This window comes from Vibrio glycogenivorans (assembly GCF_051660965.1).
Lineage (GTDB): Bacteria > Pseudomonadota > Gammaproteobacteria > Enterobacterales > Vibrionaceae > Vibrio.
Genome location: NZ_JBPVIS010000012.1, coordinates 15,959 through 33,948 on the forward strand (window position 1 = coordinate 15,959; position 17,990 = coordinate 33,948).

Sequence of the window (17,990 nt, forward strand, 5' to 3'; positions counted from 1 at the left end):
AACATCTAGCAGCGATGACGTCAGCTTTGAGGAGTGAGAGGACGCCAGTAGAAGATGGGGTTAAAGCGGCGCACTTTAGTGGCTGGCCTGCCGAGACCACTAAAGTGGATTTGCTGCGCACCTGCCATGGTGATAACGACACGGGTGAAGAGACCCTTATTTTATCGCAGGTCGATATCATCGAGCTGTTAAACGAATCGTGAGAAACAACATGTGTAAAAAGCCCCTTATTTTATTGCTCGCCCTGCTCGCTGGCTGCGGGTATGAAAGCGCGCAAGCGCGAGAAGAGCGTGAGAATCAAGAGTACCTTGCCGAAGTGGAGGCCTACTTTGCCGAAAAAGAGGCAGCTATTGCCGCCAATTTGGATGAACATGGCCGCAAAATTCTCGATCATAAAGGTAATCGCCTGCGCTGGGTGGATGATTATAATTACTACACCGAGTTTGATGACGGCACGCCGCCTTACGCCCACGTAAACAAGGCCTCAATCTGGCCGCTTGAGGATGTCACTGACCCAAGCTCCTACGACATGCCGCGGATGCAGTTTGTTTGGCAAAATAACCACAATGCCGAGGATATAGACGAGTGGTACGACAAGGTATTCAGCATTAAGGCTGATGGCACTGACCTGAGACTGGTGGTCAGTCAAGAGTTTAGCTGGGGCGGATTTTACTCGCCGCGCCGCTCACCAGACAATCGCTATTTAGCATATGGTCAGTGTGAAAGTGGCCGATGCACTCACTATGTGCTGGATTTATTAAAGCAAGAGCGGGTTGAGCTCGGCGTTGGCGTGTCACCTCGGTTTATTTGGGCTGAGGACAGCAGCTATGTCTACTATCAAACTGAGCGCGACCATGCGGTCAAATATACACTCGCGACGGGTGAGCATGAAAAGCTCGATTATACGGTTGGTAATGGTGTCATTTTTGAGGGTAAGCGTTACCAAATCGGCCATATTGGTGTCGCTGTTAATGATGAACATACCAATGAAAAACTGCTGCAAATAAATAATTTTCCAGAGGGGGATGAGGATGAACTCCATTATTACATTATGCGTGCTGGGACAACGTTCAGCCCTGATGGTAAATTTGCTTGGGGATCCAGTGGTTTTTTCAACTTTTGGTTTGATTTGGAGCAAGGTACGGTAACCCGAGTACCTGCAGATAATAAGCATTTCCATAACCTGAAGATGATTACTCTTGGGGGGGAGTATGTTCTAAGCGCTACCTTCAGTGCAAGCGTCTTATCTTACAATAGCGCAGGTGTATTGAAACGGGCTGGTAGCGCGTTTCAAGGCTTTAGAGGGGGCACCTCACCCTCGAACCATACGCTCTACAATGCGTTTGCTAATAACGGTAATGTGTTGGAGCTGGAGGTGGCGCAATGAACTGCATTTCACTGGACAATCGTTATTACCTTTTAGGCTTTGAGCAAAAGTTAACAACTAACAGCGATGACGTCAGCTTTGAGGAAACAGACTCAAGTAGTGCGCACAAACTAAAAGATTTAGTTCCCCTTCCAATGGTACCGCTTGCAGTTAACTTGTCTAACTTAAGTGCAGCGTATCCCACTGCGTGACCAAGAGCACGATTGGCAGCAGCGTATCCCACTGCGTGAGATGGCGCCTTTAGAAGATGGGCTCAAAGCCGCGCACTTTAGTGGCTGGCCTGCCGAGACCACTAAAGTGGATTTGCTGCGCACCTGCCATGGTGATGACGACACGGGTGAAGAGACCCTTATTTTATCTCAGGTCGATATCATCGAGCTGTTAAACGAATCGTGAGAAACAACATGTGTAAAAAGCCCCTTATTTTATTGCTCGCCCTGCTCGCTGGTTGTGAGTATGAAAGCGCGCAGGCGCGAGAAGAGCGTGAGAATCAAGAGTACCTTGCCGAGGTGGAGGCCTACTTTGCGGAAAAAGAGGCCGCCATTGCCGCCAATTTGGATGAGCACGGCCGCAAAATTCTCGATCATAAAGGTAATCGCCTGCGCTGGGTGGATGATTATAATTACTACACCGAGTTTGATGACGGCACGCCGCCTTACGCCCACGTAAACAAGGCCTCGATCTGGCCGCTCGAGGATGTCACTGACCAAAGCTCCTACGACATGCCGCGGATGCAGTTCGTTTGGCGCAATAACCACAATGCTGAGGACATGGACGAGTGGCGCAATAAGGTGTTCAGTATCAAGGCCGACGGGACTGATCTAAGGCTGGTAGTCAGTCAAGAGTTTGGCTGGGGCGGTTTTTACTCGCCGCGCCGCTCACCAGACAATCGCTATTTAGCATATGGTCAGTGTGAAAGTGGCCGTTGCACTCACTATGTGCTGGATTTATTAAAGCAAGAGCGGGTTGAGCTTGGCGTTGGCGTATCACCTCGGTTTATCTGGGCCGAGGACAGCAGTTATGTCTACTATCAAACTGAGCGCGACCATGCGGTCAAATACACACTCGCGACGGGTGAGCATGAAAAGCTCGATCGCGTAGTTGGCAGCGGGGTTATCTACGAAGGCAAGCGTTATCAAATCACCAATGTAGCTGTCTCTGTTTTTGATGAGCAAACCAATGAAAAACTACTGCGAATTTATAACTTCCCAGAGGAAGATAAAGATGAACTCCACGAATATATTATGCGCGCCGGTACAACGATAAGTCCGGATGGCAAATTCGCATGGGGCTCTAGTGGTTTTTACAACTTCTGGTTTGACATTGAGCAAGGTACTGTGACTCGAGTGTCAGCAAATAGTAGACGTTTTCACAACCTTAAAATGATACCTTTGGGGGGAGAGTATGCTATCAGAGCGACTTATAGTGCCGGAGTTTTATCCTATACCGATGAAGGAGTGATGACACGCGTCGGCAGCGCGTTCCAAGGCTTTAGAGGGGGGACCTCACCCTCAAACCATACGCTCTACAATGCGTTTGCCAATAACGGCAATGTATTGGAGTTGGAGGTGGCGCAATGACTTGCATTTCACTAGACAGTCGTTACTACCTTTTGGGCTTTGAGCAAAAAACTGACCTCTTTGATGGCGTAGCCCAATTTGAGGCAATTGACTCAAGCAGTGCGCACAAACTCGGGGACTTGGTACCCCTTCCCATGGTGCCACTTGCGGTTAACTTGCCTGATTTAAGCGACGATGAGAAAAGTCCAGACAAATCGTCTCTGACCTCCAGCTTGTGGGGCAGTAATGCCAGAGGCGAGCTGTGTAACCTAAGTGATGACCCAGTTCTGCCGGACAGTGCCGCCCAAGTCAGCGCGTGTGTTGCCGAGCAGTTTGACGCGGATACGGCAGAAAATTCGGCACTAGATGGACTCATTGGCGGCTCACGTGGCTACTTTAATCACTCCAGTCCGATCCACACCCTAACCAAATCAAACTATCACCTAGTGAGTGTCCCGCTAGAGACCTTGGCAGGATTGGCGCCCGTCTCAGCCACCAGAAAAGAGCTGCTGACCCATCTCAAAGCAATGTGGCAACCCACCGCAGCGGGTGATAGCAATTATACCCACCACGTGGTTGAGGTTGAGCAGAGTCAGCTACGCGCGCGCTTTGAGTCAAGCGACGGTAGCCCACTCAGTGATGAGCAGCGAGACTACAATGCTTGGCGAGACCAACTGCCTCCGGGCCCGCTCAAGGCTATTGTGATGCCCGCTTACACCCTATGTGCAGTGACCTTCTCGCATAGAATGTATGAAGATGCCAAAGTATCACTGCACCGCTATGAGCCTGGCTACTATCCCACCTCGCAAGAGGAAATAGACAAAGGCAGTTTTGCTTTTCATCCCGCGCTTGGCTCAGGGCAGGCTCAAGTTCCACGAAGCAGCACAATGTTACTGCCTGTGGCAATGCTAAAGATGCCTCCACTTAGCATCTCTTCCGGCTTTTATACCCTGCGTGTGCAGTGGGAATTTGACAGCGAGCTCGACGTATCAGCCGAACTCGAAGCAACCAGTTTAACACCACAGATTGCCGATGATGGTAGCGTCGTTTACCAATACGATTTACGCGAATACCTCACCGTTAACCCGCGTACGTCACTGGGACAGCTTTTGGTAGTGCGCGGCGATATGGTCAATTTGGAAGAGTCTTTGGTCACTCAATTCCCAGATTATTTGGGTAATATTCGCCACTATCTGCAAGGGGACCGTTCTAAAAGTCGCGCCGCTGCGACGATTGGCCGAGGCTTTATCACCCAAAAGCATATGGTTGCCGCAACCTTCGCCGCTGGCGATAGCTGGATGACCGATGCATGGAAGACGCGGGAAAAGAAACAGGGAGACGGAGAAACGCCAGAGAAGATTTCAGCGCTCAGTGTCGCACAGCGCGTGCTGGATGCGATAAACGATGTGGAAGATCCGCTGCCACCGAGCGTTCGAACAGGGCTTGATCTTTACTATGGGGGGATCGATAAAGTCAAAAGTGTCGGTGACTACATTGATGAGGTCAAGGCTTACCACAAAAACCCGGCGGGGTTTAAAAAGAAGTTCGGACTGGGGGCGTTAATTAACCAAACCATTTACGATATTCCGACAGGTCTAAAAGACATGCTTGAAGCAGCCAAAACCATGCCAGAAGTCAAGGAGGGTGAGTCGATCGGCTATATTGCTAAATCATGGTATGAGGGCATCACCGAGGCCGCTAAAGATAGCTTCCACCTCGAGGCAACCTTGGGCCATATTGAGGATTTCTTTGCCTTGTTCGACAACGTGCAAAAAGCCCAACTCCAGGATGATCGCCAAAAGCTACGATTTGAGGCCCTGGCAGGCAACTACCTTGAGCACATCCCAGCTTGGCATGAGGATCGAGTGGTCAATGATGAGTCATTCAACAAGGTTTTCGAGAAAGTTAGAGGCATTTTACGTGGCATACACAGCAAAATCTTGACAGATAATTTCTTAACCGCCCCTAGAGATGAGGTGCTTAGCCTAGACAGGCAAGCAACAAGGCGTTCAGAGTTTTTCCAGCCTATTGATGACTCGGGAGAGCTTGGCATTAAATTCCACTTCTTTTTTAACTCTTGGGATGCAGAAGTTGATAAATATAAGGAGTTATTTGATCACCTAAAAAACGAATTTAAATATCGCGATCAGGTAAGGATTGTTATTGAAGGGCACGCCTGCCCAGTGGGCACACCCGAGCAGAACTATACCGTTTCCAAGCGGCGTGCTGAGAAAGTCAAGGCTGCCTTTGGTGAGGCATTGGCCGCCAAAATCACCACCTTTGCCAAGGGCAGCGATGAGCTTATCTACACACCTGAGCCAGAAGAGCTGGACGAAGATAATCCCAAACTCGCGGTAAACCGGCGCGTAGTGATCAAATTCTACATTCCGGAGTTCACCCTATCCTACCCAACAAGCCGTACTGCCGGAAAAGCCTTCGAGATGGCCTTACTCGACTGGACGTCCATGCGCTCCGACCTGCTTGACCAGCAAGCTATCCGTAACTATGGCGTCGCCATGAGTGCTATACAAATGCTTGCATTTACTAAATCTGCAGGCCTCGGGGCAAAGGGGTTGATCTTGCTTGACGAGCTTGTCGACTATGGCAAGAGTGCTGAGCAGTTTATTACCGAGCAGATCAATGATTGGCTCTATCAAGGCTACAGCCAACAAAAGGTCGACAATATCGCGAAGATATCTCGCGTGCATATGTCACTCATTCGTGAGCTGACGTATGTTTCTGCCGACCTTGACAAGCTACACCACAACCACGCTCCCGCGGACGACGAGCTTGCTGCACTAGCTAAAGATGAAATGGCGCGCAAACAGATTGTTAAGCGCTACCTTCAGCGTGCCATGGCGATGACTGGCTTGATGCTGTTATTGGCCAGAAACAAGCTGTCAGGCAATGCGCATACATCGAATGTTATGTATGATTTGCTCCGCTTTAAAGTAGAGGAGTACATTAAGCGCTTCATTATGCGTGATGATTGGTCGGTGCATTTCACCGCTGGTAATAGCCTTGCCACCACCTGGATAGCTTACTTAAACTCTGACTTTGACAGTTTTGCGGAACACCAACAGCATATACAAAACGAACGTAAAGAGTTGCTCGTCAATCCACACAGGCGAATGCGGATGAGGCCGATGAGTGAAGAGGATTTCGAAGCGAAGTACGATGAGACCCACAACATCTTCACTAAAAACTTCCCTATCCACTGTCAGCTATCAGAAATTGATGGTGGTGCGGATCACCCACTGAGAACTGAGTTACTGCTTGATTTTGCGGTTAACTTTAATCCAAGCCGTCAACGCGTGTTAGAAGATGTGGATATCGCGTTTTGCCGCGTGCTGATTGCTGACTCATACTCCAAAGATGAAGCGCAACCTGTGTGGTATCGCTACCAAGATTGGTGCAAGGACAACCATAGCCAGCGTTTAACTCCGTTTCACCGAGTTAAAGTGCAACTGCTGGTTAACGAACCTGGTCAAGATAGGGTGTCGACCAACCATATCTTTAGTCACCTGATCAGTTATCAAGTGGATGATTGTGTTGGGCCGGCGTTCGAAGTGATGTTTTCACCGATGTCCGCCGATGAATTTGTGGTCTCCTCGGCAAGCACCAACGCAGATTGTGATGATGAGATTGCGCAGTTTTATCAACAGGCCCTTCAAGGTGCCTCTGCTGATAACCAGCCCGATGCACCACTGATTACCGGTGCGCAGTTTGAATTCAGCTATTGGTTTGGCGAACAGTTGATCCGAGGCATTCGTCCAGTGGTAAATCGTTCCACCTATACCTCGTATAAGCAACACTTTAATTACTTAAAAGAAAAAAGCTATCCATCGCTGCGTGAGTTTTATGAAGACATTGAGACTGGCGTTCTCGCCAGAGCGTGGATTCGCAAGTGTATCGAATTAAATCCTTCTACACAGCCATTGAAGCATATTTCTGTTTACTTACTCGATCTTTTTGATGACCCAGAAATTGAGTGGCCTGAATTACGTCTACCCACTGACGAGGAGTTCTACGAGTTCTACATCGAGCAAGGACGCCTGAGAACCAGTAACTTGAGAGTGGTACTCTTAGATGCAAAACAGAAGGTCAGTTTTGCAGCCGACGAGAGTATGAAATACGGCGTCCACAGAGAAGACAGTACCTCGCTATCGGTGGTTGAGAACGGTGGCCTGAAAACCGTCACCTTTCCAGAGTCAATCATGCTGGATAATCTTGACTATATGCAGGGTGTGACCAATGAAAAAGCGGAGTTTGCCCTATTCTCAGAACAAGCGGCGCATACCTATTTTGCCTGCCAATTTGATGGAAACACACCGGTTGTGCATTTTGATCGACAGATATTGCGCACACAGCCAGATTTTACTTGGCAAGCAAGCAAGAACCCTGCAAAGCCTGGTCGTGAGTTCAAAATCCAAGTTGGGCTTTTTGTTGAAGACATCAATACCGATCAATTTGATCAACACTTGATGGATTGGAAAACCACCAGTGTTGAACTGCCGACAACGCTGGTGACTTCTCGAATACTCGACGGTATCGACGCGCTGGATAGCCTCGGAGCCCGCAGAGAGCATGGGCCAGTTTGCCGTGGCGACCTTATCTATTGTGGCGAGGTAAGCAAGGATGACAACCAATGGTCACTGGATGACAGCGACGCTAACCCATTAAATGCGAGTTGTTCGCGCATCGCTAAAGAAGCAACCGACGATCTCAACCAAATGCGCAAGGCATTGAGCAAGCCGGTAGACAGGAAGACAACATACTATTCCCACAAGAACGTAGAACTTGAAACAATCCATTCGTCGCACCACGATCTGGATAGCGAGAAAAGCTATCATTTGTTTGTCGTCGAGTTTGATTTAAGCTACGTGGCACCAACTGGGAGAAATATCAAAGGACTAAGACCATTTGGCCGGATTGTGCACAACAACTCGCATAACACCCTCGAGTTCAATGCGCTCAATCAGGTGGGGCAACAGGGTATCAAATATCAGTTCCACCGCAAGATCGGCTTCAACCTGCCTCAGTTGGACCCGAGTGATAGCGACACACCTTGGTGCATCGTCGAAGGGATGCAACCAGGAAAATTCGACCTACTGGCCCTTCAATACTGGCAGCGACACAGTCAGCCGACGGAATGTGGAGTCAGCCATACCGATATCGTTACGGACTGGATCCTGGGCCAACCAAGTACCATAGGTCAGGTAAACTGGCATCCACGCTGCTACAAGCTAGTTCAAAAGGAGAGCATGCTTTGTGCCAGCAGCACAGCTAACACAGACTAAGTCCTGCCGGTAGCTTCACAGCCCCAAAAGGCGATGGACGCTTGCTAGCGATGTGCTTGAGATAATTCTCAAAGCTCAATCGAATTGCAAGGCGTCCATCGCCAACCTGTTAGACCTTAGTCACTGTTCATAGGTCTTACGCGGGTAACTGATAATATCTTGAAAAATCACTTGCGCAGTTTTCGCTCGATAAGCATGGGCTTGGTCGGCATAAAAACGTTGACGGTCGCCTGCACTGAGCTGATACCATTGATTATCGGCATACAGCTCTAACTCACCACTTAGCACTAAGATATGCTCAATCACGCCATGTTCGTGGGCACTTGAGTCCTGCTGATGATGGTTTTCAAGCGTGATCTCAAACACCTCGAACCCTGTCTCAGCCGAGAAGGGAAACAGTGTTTTTACCCGCATGTTAGGGTCATTGGGGAACGCTTCATCATCACTAAATGGCGCGCAATCATGGGCGAAAAATGCAGAATACGATGTCTCAAGCCCACTGGCTATCTTCCATAATGTCGCGATGGTTGGGCTTGATTCACCTCGCTCAATCTGGCCGAGCATGGCTTTGGAGACCCCTGTCAGCTTCGCAGTCGCATCTAGGCTTATGCCCTTTTCTTTGCGTATGGCTTTGAGATGGTTGGCAATACTGGCTTTAAATTGCGTTTCCGACACGGCGGATTCCTTTGGGTCTTGTTCACTCGGCTCTCGCCGAACGATATGCTGCATGGTTGTTAAATGCATAGTTTTTAAATGCATAGTTGTTAAAATCGTGTTCATCTCACCTTGTGCGCTATAACGCACAGTGCTAGGCTATCTTTTGTACGCTATAACGCACACACTCAAGATTAGCAGTTCAACAAGGGATTGAAAATGACTAAACTCGACCATCTTAGCGCAGGGTTTACTGCGGTATTGGTTGGCTATACCAGTGCCATCATTATCGTGATCCAAGCGGCCACCAGTCTGGGTGCCACTGATGGCCAAATCGAAAGTTGGCTCTTGGCGCTGGGTTTAGTGATGGGATTATCCTCGGTCTTTTTGTCTTGGTTTTTTAAGCTGCCAATCCTGATTGCTTGGTCAACACCCGGCGCGGCGCTTTTAATTACCTTTGATGGTGCCTATACCCTTGCCCAAGCGACACCCGCATTTGTCATCACCGGGCTGCTTATCGCTCTTACAGGGCTAATTAAGCCGCTTAACCAAGCATTAAGTGCCATTCCCGCGAACCTTGCCTCAGCAATGTTAGCGGCAATCTTGCTGCCGTTCTGTATGAACGCCTTCATCCCCTCAATGAGCTCGCCTGAGATCTTTTTCTCTATGTTCGCCGCTTTCCTGATCAGTAAAATCTATTTACCCAAATACGCGATGTTGGCAATCCTAATCGTAGGCGTCTCAGTCTCTGCACTGCTGGGTGAGTTCCAGCTGAGCAAGCTTGCCTTTACCCTCGCCTCACCGCAATTTATGGGCTGGGAGTGGGATCTTGGCGCCATCATCAACATCTCGCTGCCGTTATACGTCATCACTATGCTGTCACAGAACTTACCTGGCTTCGCGATGCTTAAAAATTTCCACTATCAACCGCCGACTAAGCCTATCTTGGTTACCACCGGCCTCGCTAATAGCTTGTTTGCCCCCATTGGTGGTTTCAGTGTCAATCTGGCCGCAATTACGGCAGCGATCTGTATGAATGAGAGTGTCGACCCAAGGCCAGAGCGACGCTACTTTGCCAGTATCAGCGCGGGTCTGTTTTACCTCATCGCTGGTCTATGGGGTACCACAGTCGTATCCTTGTTCCTTGCCCTGCCCAATACGGTCACAACCATCCTGGCAGGGTTCGCCCTGCTAGGCACGCTATCCATGTGTCTAAAAAAATCACTGGCAGAGGGCGACAACGATGCGGCAATGCTGACACTTTTGATCACGCTCTCCGGCGTCAATCTGTTTGGCATTGACGCCACCTTGTGGGGGCTCGTCGCCGGTCTGGTATGGATAAAGATAAAGCGATACCAACAGGCATCGCTTGTAAAACACCCCGCCAAACAACCGGGCTAGTAGCGGCGCTTCATCTTGAGCGCAACATTAACCAAAGCAATCAGCACAGGCACTTCCACCAGGGGACCAATCACCCCAGCAAACGCTTGGTCTGAGTTTAAGCCGAACACCGCAATCGAGACGGCAATCGCTAACTCAAAGTTATTGCCAGATGAGGTAAAGGCAATCGAGGCGTTTTGATCGTACGGCAGACCGAGCTTTTTACCAGCGTAAAAGCTGATAAAGAACATCGACAGGAAGTAAATGATTAACGGGACAGACACCAATAGCACATCACCAGGCAGCTCGAAGATCATCTCCCCTTTTAGGCTAAACATCAGCACAATCGTTGCTAGAAGAGCAATGAGCGTGATGGGAGAGATGCGTGGAATAAACACCTGCTGATACCACTCCTCACCTTTTGCTGCGACTAGCCATTTACGGCTAAGGTAACCGGCAAGAAATGGAATGCCGAGATAGATGGCCACGCTTTGGGCAATCTCCAGCACGGTGATGTCGACATCAAATCCCTGCAGCCCAAGCATTGGCGGCAGCACAGTGATAAACAGCCAAGCAAAAAAGCTGTAAGTGACAATCTGAAACGCGCTGTTAAGCGCCACCAACGCCGCGCCATACTCTTTATTGCCGCCACTGATATCATTCCAAACCAAGACCATTGCGATGCAGCGAGCTAAACCGATCAAGATCACGCCCACCATGTAGCCAGGATGGTCGCGCAGAAAGATCACCGCAAGGGCGAACATCAAGATGGGTCCAACAATCCAGTTCATCACCAGAGACAGAGTAATTGCGCGGCGATCCTTAGTCACGCTACCAAGCAGGCTATAGTTCACCTTAGCCAGGGGCGGATACATCATCAAAATCAAACCAATCGCCAGCGGAATATTGGTGCTACCGACGGTCATCGCCTCGTTCCACTCACCGACTTGTGGGAAGATGACCCCAATCCCTACCCCGACGGCCATCGCGAGGAAGATCCATAAGGTTAGATAGCGATCCAAAAAGCTCATTTTTTTCGCTGCGGTGGGTTCCATGTCTGCAAGTTGCTCAGTCATCACTGCCTCTCGATTTATTGTCAACACTTTGAAAGCTCTGTAAATCACGCACAACATGATATGCGCAAATCCATATATACGCCAAGTCATATATTAAAATAACTATTCGTCAACAAGTGTCATAAAACGATCACATCCGCTAATGGCTTTGCAAAAAAAAAGAAGCAGCCAGACAGCTGCTTCTTCGATAAGACAAGTCTTACATTTGGCTATTTAAATGAGAACCAATCTAAGCGAGCAAGCTCACTGTTGTTGCGCTCATCACCCTTAAACACCAAGTAGAGATTCTCGATATCATCGGTCTTGTTAAGCGCACAATCGACGGTTTGATAATCCGTCCATGAGGCTGTTTTTGGAATCTCACATGACCCTAGCAGCCCACCTTGCGTGCTATCTTTGCGCACCTCAACAGTCACATCGCTGCTGTTGTTTGAAGAGATATGCAGTTGGATAGCCGATTTGTCCTGCAAGTTTCTTACGCGTGGGTAGAACAAGTAGGCATTATTTTGCATTCCACGCATCTCAAACCCTGAATCGATATCGCGCTTATCCGGAGTTTCAGAGGCAGCAAAGAACCATTCGGCTTCAACACGCTCCCAGTTGGCATCATAGCGACCAACCCCTAGTGCTGGCTCACCGATCGAGCGTGTTGCCACGATTTCACCGTCGTCTTTGTAGTGAGCATAGGTGATCATGGTTGAGCGGTGGAATGGGCCTTCCCAGATACCGAAGGTGTAGTAAGTTTGGTTATTCCAAGTAAAGAAGGTGCCGTGGTCACCGTGCGCTTCAAGCGCGCCTCTAAATTTATAAGGGCCTTTAAATGAATCGGAAGAGGCGTATCTGCCCTTATGGGTGTTTAGGTAGTAAGTATCGCGGTGTTTATGAAGGTAGCTTGCATCGCCCTGAAGCGTGTCTTCTTCATCCACCATTTCTATCCCCTGAATACCAGAGGCTAGCGAGATCATATCGTCGTTAAGCTCAGCATAACGGTACGAGGTGCCGAAACCTGTGTAGCCAAATATGATATAAGGAGTATTGTCATCATCGATAAAAATCGTCGGATCGTACTGCTTATTCCAACTCATTTCCTTTTTCAGCAGTGGCCCGCCTAATACATCTTTGTATGGACCACCTGGGCCGTCAGTACTCATCGCAACCCCAGTATCAATATTGAAGTTACTAAAGTAGATGTAGTAATTACCGTTGCGCTCTGCCGCATCGATAGCAAACGCTTTGGTGGTTTCGCCGATGTAGGTATCTTTAGGATCGAGGATGAACTCTAAATCCCAGTTCACTAGGTCTTCAGATGAGAAGACATTCCAGTAGTCCATGGTGTATTCCGTGTGCGGTGTTTCACCTGGCTCTTTATCGTGACTGGCAAATAGGTAAGCTTTACCCTCAAAGATATGAATATGGGGATCGTTCACGCCCTGTTTTGGCAGAAGAATGTCGCCTTCGTAGCCGAAATCGAGCTTATCGCCGACATTAATAGAGATATCCGAGGCATCTTCAACCACCAAGTTGGCAGTTGAGGATTGGCTAACGGCGTTGCTTTGAGAGCAGCCGATCAAAAAAATGGGTAATGCTAATGTTCCCACTACAGAAGTACTTATTTTCATATTGGTACGACCCGTCATGATTAGTGATAAATCCGGTTGCTCACTGTTATGGAGCAAAGAGGTGATAACCTATGTAGACAAACAATAGGTTAACCAAAGAGCTATAATAGTAGTCCAATTAATTAAATTGGTCTGTGACCAACTTCACTATGATGTTGATGTGGTTCGTTTTTTACAGGTAATGTTTGCTTGTTTCACTGAATTTATCCCAAATCCAAACCATCCTTACCCTTTCTCTAGCGCTTACCTACCAAAAAGGGCAGCGACTTAGGTCACTGCCCTTTGATATTGACTTAATGATTCTTAGTGTCTGGCTTTATTCTTTGGTCGGTAATAGCGCCGTATAGACACCGGCTGACTCTACCGCAGACCAGACTCGGTTAGGTGTCGCATTGTCAAAGGAGATTTTACCCACCTTCATGCCACCACGACCATCGTTAAACTTAACCCAAGAGCCCGGCTTACCACCCTCGATGCTGTAATAAGTACCTGCATCTTCTTTACCATTGACCAAGGTCTCGCGAGTGATGACCATCATGTAATCCTCGTCGAATGGACTGGTTTCGACGGCAGAGACAAATGGGTGATCGAAGATCTTGCTCCAGTCAGAGGCTTTGTATTTACCGTTGGCCTTGTATTCGGCAACCCATACACCGCCCTCGCCAGAAACATTTAGCTGATGACTGTCGCCTGCCGAGATGTAGATATTGGTCGGCTCGCCATCTTGACCAGCATGCACCCAGACGCCCCATACCGATTTAATCGACTCAGGGATGCCAGCTTGCGTCCAAGAAGATGCGCCATTTTGGGTAATAAACAGGCCACCATCGACTCGACCAGTTTCTCCTGCCGGTGCTAGGTATTGACGTACCGCGGCGTACAACATTTTCTCGTTCTTCGGATCGACGGCGAGTGTTTTCACTGCTGCACTGTCCGTCCCTCTCACTTCACGAGCTGGGCTGTGCCAATCGCGACCACCTGCAGTTTTCGGCATGTTTTGATTGACGTTTTTCCAAGTTTTGCCGTAGTCGCTCGACTTGTAGACACCCTTTTGCGAGTCTGGGTTAAAGATCTGAATCTGTCCCATTGGACGGTTATCACTGTCAATGATCTCAGCGACGGCGTACATGGTTTTGCCACCTTCTAGAACAGTCAGGTCAGTCCAGTAGACGGTCTTCATGTTAGGTACGATGATGGTCTCTGGCACCTCGATTGGCTCGGCTAGCACTTCTAGCTTAGTGCCGTTGTTGCTGACTTTAAACAGGCTACCTTGACGCTGTGATAATGCGTAGAACACATCTGGATCAGTCGGGTGAGCCGCAATCGTGGTCGGTGTAAAGAACGGCTGACCTGGCGCCCAAGTTTTTCCTTCATCAATCAATGCCGGGATTGGTTTTGCACCGACAATACCAGGGAAGTCCGGGTGTAACTCACCAGTAGCGCGCCATGCAGACAACTCATAAGGCAGCAAGAACATCTCACCTGGGCGGTGTGGATCAGGCACAACGTCGAAAGCACCGGTATCAGCGTTACCGTGACCAAAATAGGTATCACCAACCTGGGTATTATCAATACTGGTCCAGAAATCCGTTTGCGGATCGTATTTCACCGTGTAATAGCCTTTATTCGCTGAAGCGTAAAGGGTACCGTCGGACGCGATACTCATTGAACGGACACCACGTCGGCCATAAGTTTGGAAATCTGGGAACTTGCGGTCGTGGATCTGCAGGTCAACGTTGCGGTTGGTTCGACCTGGCTGCACTTGCTCCCAATATTTGTCTTTTTGGAAACCGGTACCGAAGCGCAGCGCTGCTTCCCAACTATCACCGCCGTCTGAGGTTGACCAGATTGAACCCGCCATTGGCTTGTTGATATGACGGCCCCACGTCGACATGTAAACTCTATCAGCATCGGTTGGGTCGATTTGAATATCGATATAGTCTTGGAAATACGCCTTCGGCATAGTCACCGAGCTGACTTCGTCCCTGCTGAGCTTAAACCACCACTGAGCCATGTTATTAATCATGTAGCTTGTGATGCTCAACTCTGTTAAGTCAATATAAAGGTTACTGGTTTTATCTTCCCAGCCAGAGGTTGCGCTTGCGGTGTCTGCTTGAGTGGTTTTAAACACACCACCAGAGGAAACCACTTGGTTGCCATCAAGTTCATAAGTGGCTTGTTGTAGCACATACACGGTCAGCTTGCTGCCATCCCAGTGATAATCCGCTTTTGTTGGACCAGTAACCAGCTTAACCCAGTTTTTGTCACCGTCTTTACGATAAAAACCGGTTGAAGTGGCGGCAAACACCATCTCTGAATGCGTAGCCACATCCGGGTGGATAAAGACATTGAAGACCGCTGTATCTGCATCCATGCCCTCGCCATCAATCGCGGTAATTGTGCGGCTATCACTGGTAATGTCAGTCACTTTCCACACTTTCGGACTGTTGATATCAACACCTCTTAGCGGGTTGGTGTTAACGCCGCTGCGCAGCTCTTTCGTATCGAGGCCGTTTGCCACATACCAAGTTCCTGCCTCAGTTGGGTGTGGGTGAGCGGTATACCACGCAGAGTTTGGCTCTGAGCCTGACTCATACTCACTGATAGGGTCAAACACGATACCGCCGTCGGTACTGACCTGAATCGTCTTGCCTTTCAGGCCGACCACAACATCGGTGTCTTTGGGATCACTAGCAATAAAGGTGTGACTTAGTCTATTACGCTCACTCCAGATCCCATCATCCGGCATAGTTTGACGCCAGTGTTTACCGCCATCTTTGGAGAGATAGTCCATCCCCATATCTGGCGATACCCAAACTTTATTTGGATCAACACTGTCTGCTGAGATATAGCGGTTACTACCCGCCATACCTGGTGCAACTTGACGCCACAGGCTCTCATCCGCTTTTGTTGGCACAACCTTGCCAATCTCGGGTGCCGTAGGACTGCGCTCAGCGACAGGGATCTCAACCGTCTGTTGAGCATTTGAGCAACCGAGTTGAACTGCGATGGCTAGCGCGAGAACTGTGCATTGACCGAGCACTTTGGTTTTTTTTACTAAAGACATAAAACGTCACTCTCTTTGTCGGTAACAACATGTACAGGTAGCAACATGTGCAACCACTGCCAGAAATAAAATTGAAGAGAAAACTGCGCTCACTCTCCCGGAGTCGACGCAATCTTGGAGTTTGATAAGTCATCCACGTCACCGAGGTTACACTTACCTCATCATCATGCAGCACTTAATGATGTGGTTGACCAATCTCAACAACTTTAGAAGTTATTAATGAGTCTGGTTTTAAACAAGTCGCGTGCACTCTGCTTTAAAAATTCTCTTAAACTGAGTTAAAAATAAAACTAACCCTTAAATATCATTAACTTAAACTGGTTGCCAGATTCAATAAATGAGAGCTTCGTCAATCCATTTTAGATGCCTAACTTGTTAATCACCTGTAAGATAACGACTCACAACAAGGAAGTTAAGCGTTAGCGTTTATGTATGACAGTCAAATAGAATGGAGCTTGCTCCTACGTGCGATCATCCCGTTTGCGGTTGCCCATATTTTTGTCTTGGTATTGGTTTACCTGACGCTGGTTAGGCAGTGTATTGGTCAAGCTTATCCTTACTTCGCCACCTTTATAGCGAGCTTTAGCCTGTTTCTATGTGGCCCACTTATCAATATGATGCCTTATGAACCAATTAAGGTGAGCTATGTCTTGTTTCGCAATGCACTCTTGTTCAGTGTTGGTCTCCCTGCGCTGTTAAATGGGTTGTTTGTCCTGGCTAAAGTACCCCTGGCGAGAGTGTTTCAAGTATTACCCTATATACTCGGTGCACTGTGGACGGTCCTTTTCGCGCTCTTTTTACCCATTGACCATAGCATCAACTTTTCACCATCCAGTCGCTTGATCCATTTATCCCAGGTGAGCTTAGTGACATCCTGCTTATTGATCCCCTGCCTTTACCTTTTGCTTCAAAGGCCATCGCGCTTTGTCGCGATTTTTATCCTCGGCGCGGTGAATCTTGGGCTATTTATGCTGATTGGTAGTTTATTAAAGGCATGGTCGCTCTATTATGCTGGCTCAAGCTTAACCGTAATTATTTGGGCGGCAGCGGTGTTTAAAGACATTCAGCAGACCAACCGTAAGCTTGAACAACACCATAAACATGAGAAGGCACTAGCGAAGGCACAGTATGCCTCATCTGGCGCGTTGTCATGCAGTGATTATTACCCTGCTGAACGCGATCTTGCCTATCCTGTCAAACAGCGAGAAGAGTTAATTGAAGTGGTCAAGACGGCGAGCTTGGGGCTGATCGAAACCAAAGCAACTGCGCTGTTTACCAAACTAAAGCAATTTACCCATGACAACATCAATACCTTGAGGGTCAGAATTAAAGAAGTTCTGTTTATGCTTTATGACACCGCGATTTTTACCGGAGCTGATGGGCAGCCTCTGATCCAACGCCTTGAAAGCCTGAGTAACCAAATTGATGACTGTGAAAGCAGCGAGACGATCTTCAAAATACTCATCGATGAGTGTCAATTTCTTGCTCAAACCATCACCGCGACGCCAAGTCAAAACTCGGAAGATAAATTGGTTGAGGACATCAAGACCTATCTGCACACTTATTACTACAAAGATGTGACAATCAATGACGTTGCCAGCGAGGTGAGAGTCAGCCGCTCACATATCATGCGCGTGTTTAAAGCCGCGACAGGGCAGACCATCACGCAATTCCTTGCCAATGTGCGAGTGAACCGGGCTAAGATACTCTTACTCTCTCATACCGTGACGGAAGTCGCCTTTGAGGTTGGGTTTAATAACTCAACATACTTTTCAACTGTATTTAAAAAGCTTACTGGTGTCACTCCGAGCCGATATCAACAAGATGCCAAGCAGCAGTCTCCAGAGCAGGCCAGTACTCTCGACGAAGAGCTGGTTTCCAACCCTACCTGAGCGACTAGTTAACCATTTATCAATAGCGGCAGGCTGAGTTCAGCCACTCTTAATGA

General features: G+C 48.5%; 11 protein-coding genes. 7 read left to right on the plus strand and 4 right to left on the minus strand.

Features of this window, described 5'->3' with window-relative positions; genetic code table 11:
* Positions 1-14: 14 nt before the first annotated feature.
* The 5 genes from ACSTTG_RS19375 to ACSTTG_RS19395 all read left to right on the plus strand — a co-directional run bounded on the left by ACSTTG_RS19375 (position 15) and on the right by ACSTTG_RS19395 (position 8,246).
* Positions 15-203, plus strand: coding sequence for a hypothetical protein (locus ACSTTG_RS19375; protein WP_438475865.1), 189 nt, complete (start codon positions 15-17; stop codon positions 201-203).
* A gap of 8 nt (positions 204-211) precedes the next feature.
* Entirely contained in the window at positions 212-1,387 is a 1,176-nt protein-coding gene (locus ACSTTG_RS19380; RefSeq protein WP_438475866.1) for a TolB-like translocation protein, read from the plus strand.
* Positions 1,388-1,555: 168 nt separating this feature from the next.
* The gene (locus ACSTTG_RS19385) at positions 1,556-1,783 is read left to right on the plus strand and encodes a hypothetical protein (RefSeq protein ID WP_438475867.1); all 228 of its coding nucleotides are present in this window, start codon (positions 1,556-1,558) and stop codon (positions 1,781-1,783) included.
* An 8-nt stretch (positions 1,784-1,791) separates the two neighbouring features.
* The gene (locus ACSTTG_RS19390) at positions 1,792-2,967 is read left to right on the plus strand and encodes a TolB-like translocation protein (protein WP_438475868.1); all 1,176 of its coding nucleotides are present in this window, start codon (positions 1,792-1,794) and stop codon (positions 2,965-2,967) included.
* Entirely contained in the window at positions 2,964-8,246 is a 5,283-nt protein-coding gene (locus ACSTTG_RS19395) for an OmpA family protein (protein ID WP_438475869.1), read from the plus strand. Before ACSTTG_RS19390 ends, ACSTTG_RS19395 begins: the two co-directional genes overlap by 4 nt.
* 120 nt (positions 8,247-8,366) lie before the next feature.
* Here ACSTTG_RS19395 and ACSTTG_RS19400 read toward each other — a convergent pair whose 3' ends face one another.
* Positions 8,367-8,921 (minus strand): helix-turn-helix domain-containing protein, encoded by a 555-nt coding sequence (locus ACSTTG_RS19400; RefSeq protein ID WP_438475870.1) that lies wholly within the window; start codon positions 8,919-8,921, stop codon positions 8,367-8,369.
* Positions 8,922-9,119: 198 nt separating this feature from the next.
* Here ACSTTG_RS19400 and ACSTTG_RS19405 point away from each other — a divergent pair, with 198 nt between their 5' ends.
* A complete protein-coding gene (locus tag ACSTTG_RS19405) occupies positions 9,120-10,301 on the plus strand; it encodes a benzoate/H(+) symporter BenE family transporter (RefSeq protein WP_438475871.1) in 1,182 nt (393 codons plus the stop codon).
* Here the strand turns inward: ACSTTG_RS19405 and arsB are convergent.
* The 3 genes from arsB to ACSTTG_RS19420 form a co-directional block, all read right to left on the minus strand.
* Complete coding sequence (arsB, locus tag ACSTTG_RS19410; protein ID WP_438475872.1) at positions 10,298-11,356, minus strand: ACR3 family arsenite efflux transporter; 1,059 nt, start codon at positions 11,354-11,356, stop codon at positions 10,298-10,300. The genes ACSTTG_RS19405 and arsB overlap by 4 nt on opposite strands.
* A 209-nt stretch (positions 11,357-11,565) precedes the next feature.
* Positions 11,566-12,975 (minus strand): family 43 glycosylhydrolase, encoded by a 1,410-nt coding sequence (locus tag ACSTTG_RS19415; RefSeq protein ID WP_438475873.1) that lies wholly within the window; start codon positions 12,973-12,975, stop codon positions 11,566-11,568.
* Positions 12,976-13,291: 316 nt separating this feature from the next.
* Positions 13,292-16,042: a beta propeller repeat protein gene (locus ACSTTG_RS19420; RefSeq protein ID WP_438475874.1), complete on the minus strand. Its 2,751-nt coding sequence runs from the start codon at positions 16,040-16,042 to the stop codon at positions 13,292-13,294.
* Positions 16,043-16,470: 428 nt separating this feature from the next.
* Between ACSTTG_RS19420 and ACSTTG_RS19425 the strand changes: the two genes are divergently transcribed.
* Entirely contained in the window at positions 16,471-17,934 is a 1,464-nt protein-coding gene (locus ACSTTG_RS19425) for a helix-turn-helix transcriptional regulator (protein ID WP_438475875.1), read from the plus strand.
* The last annotated feature ends 56 nt before the right edge of the window (positions 17,935-17,990 follow it).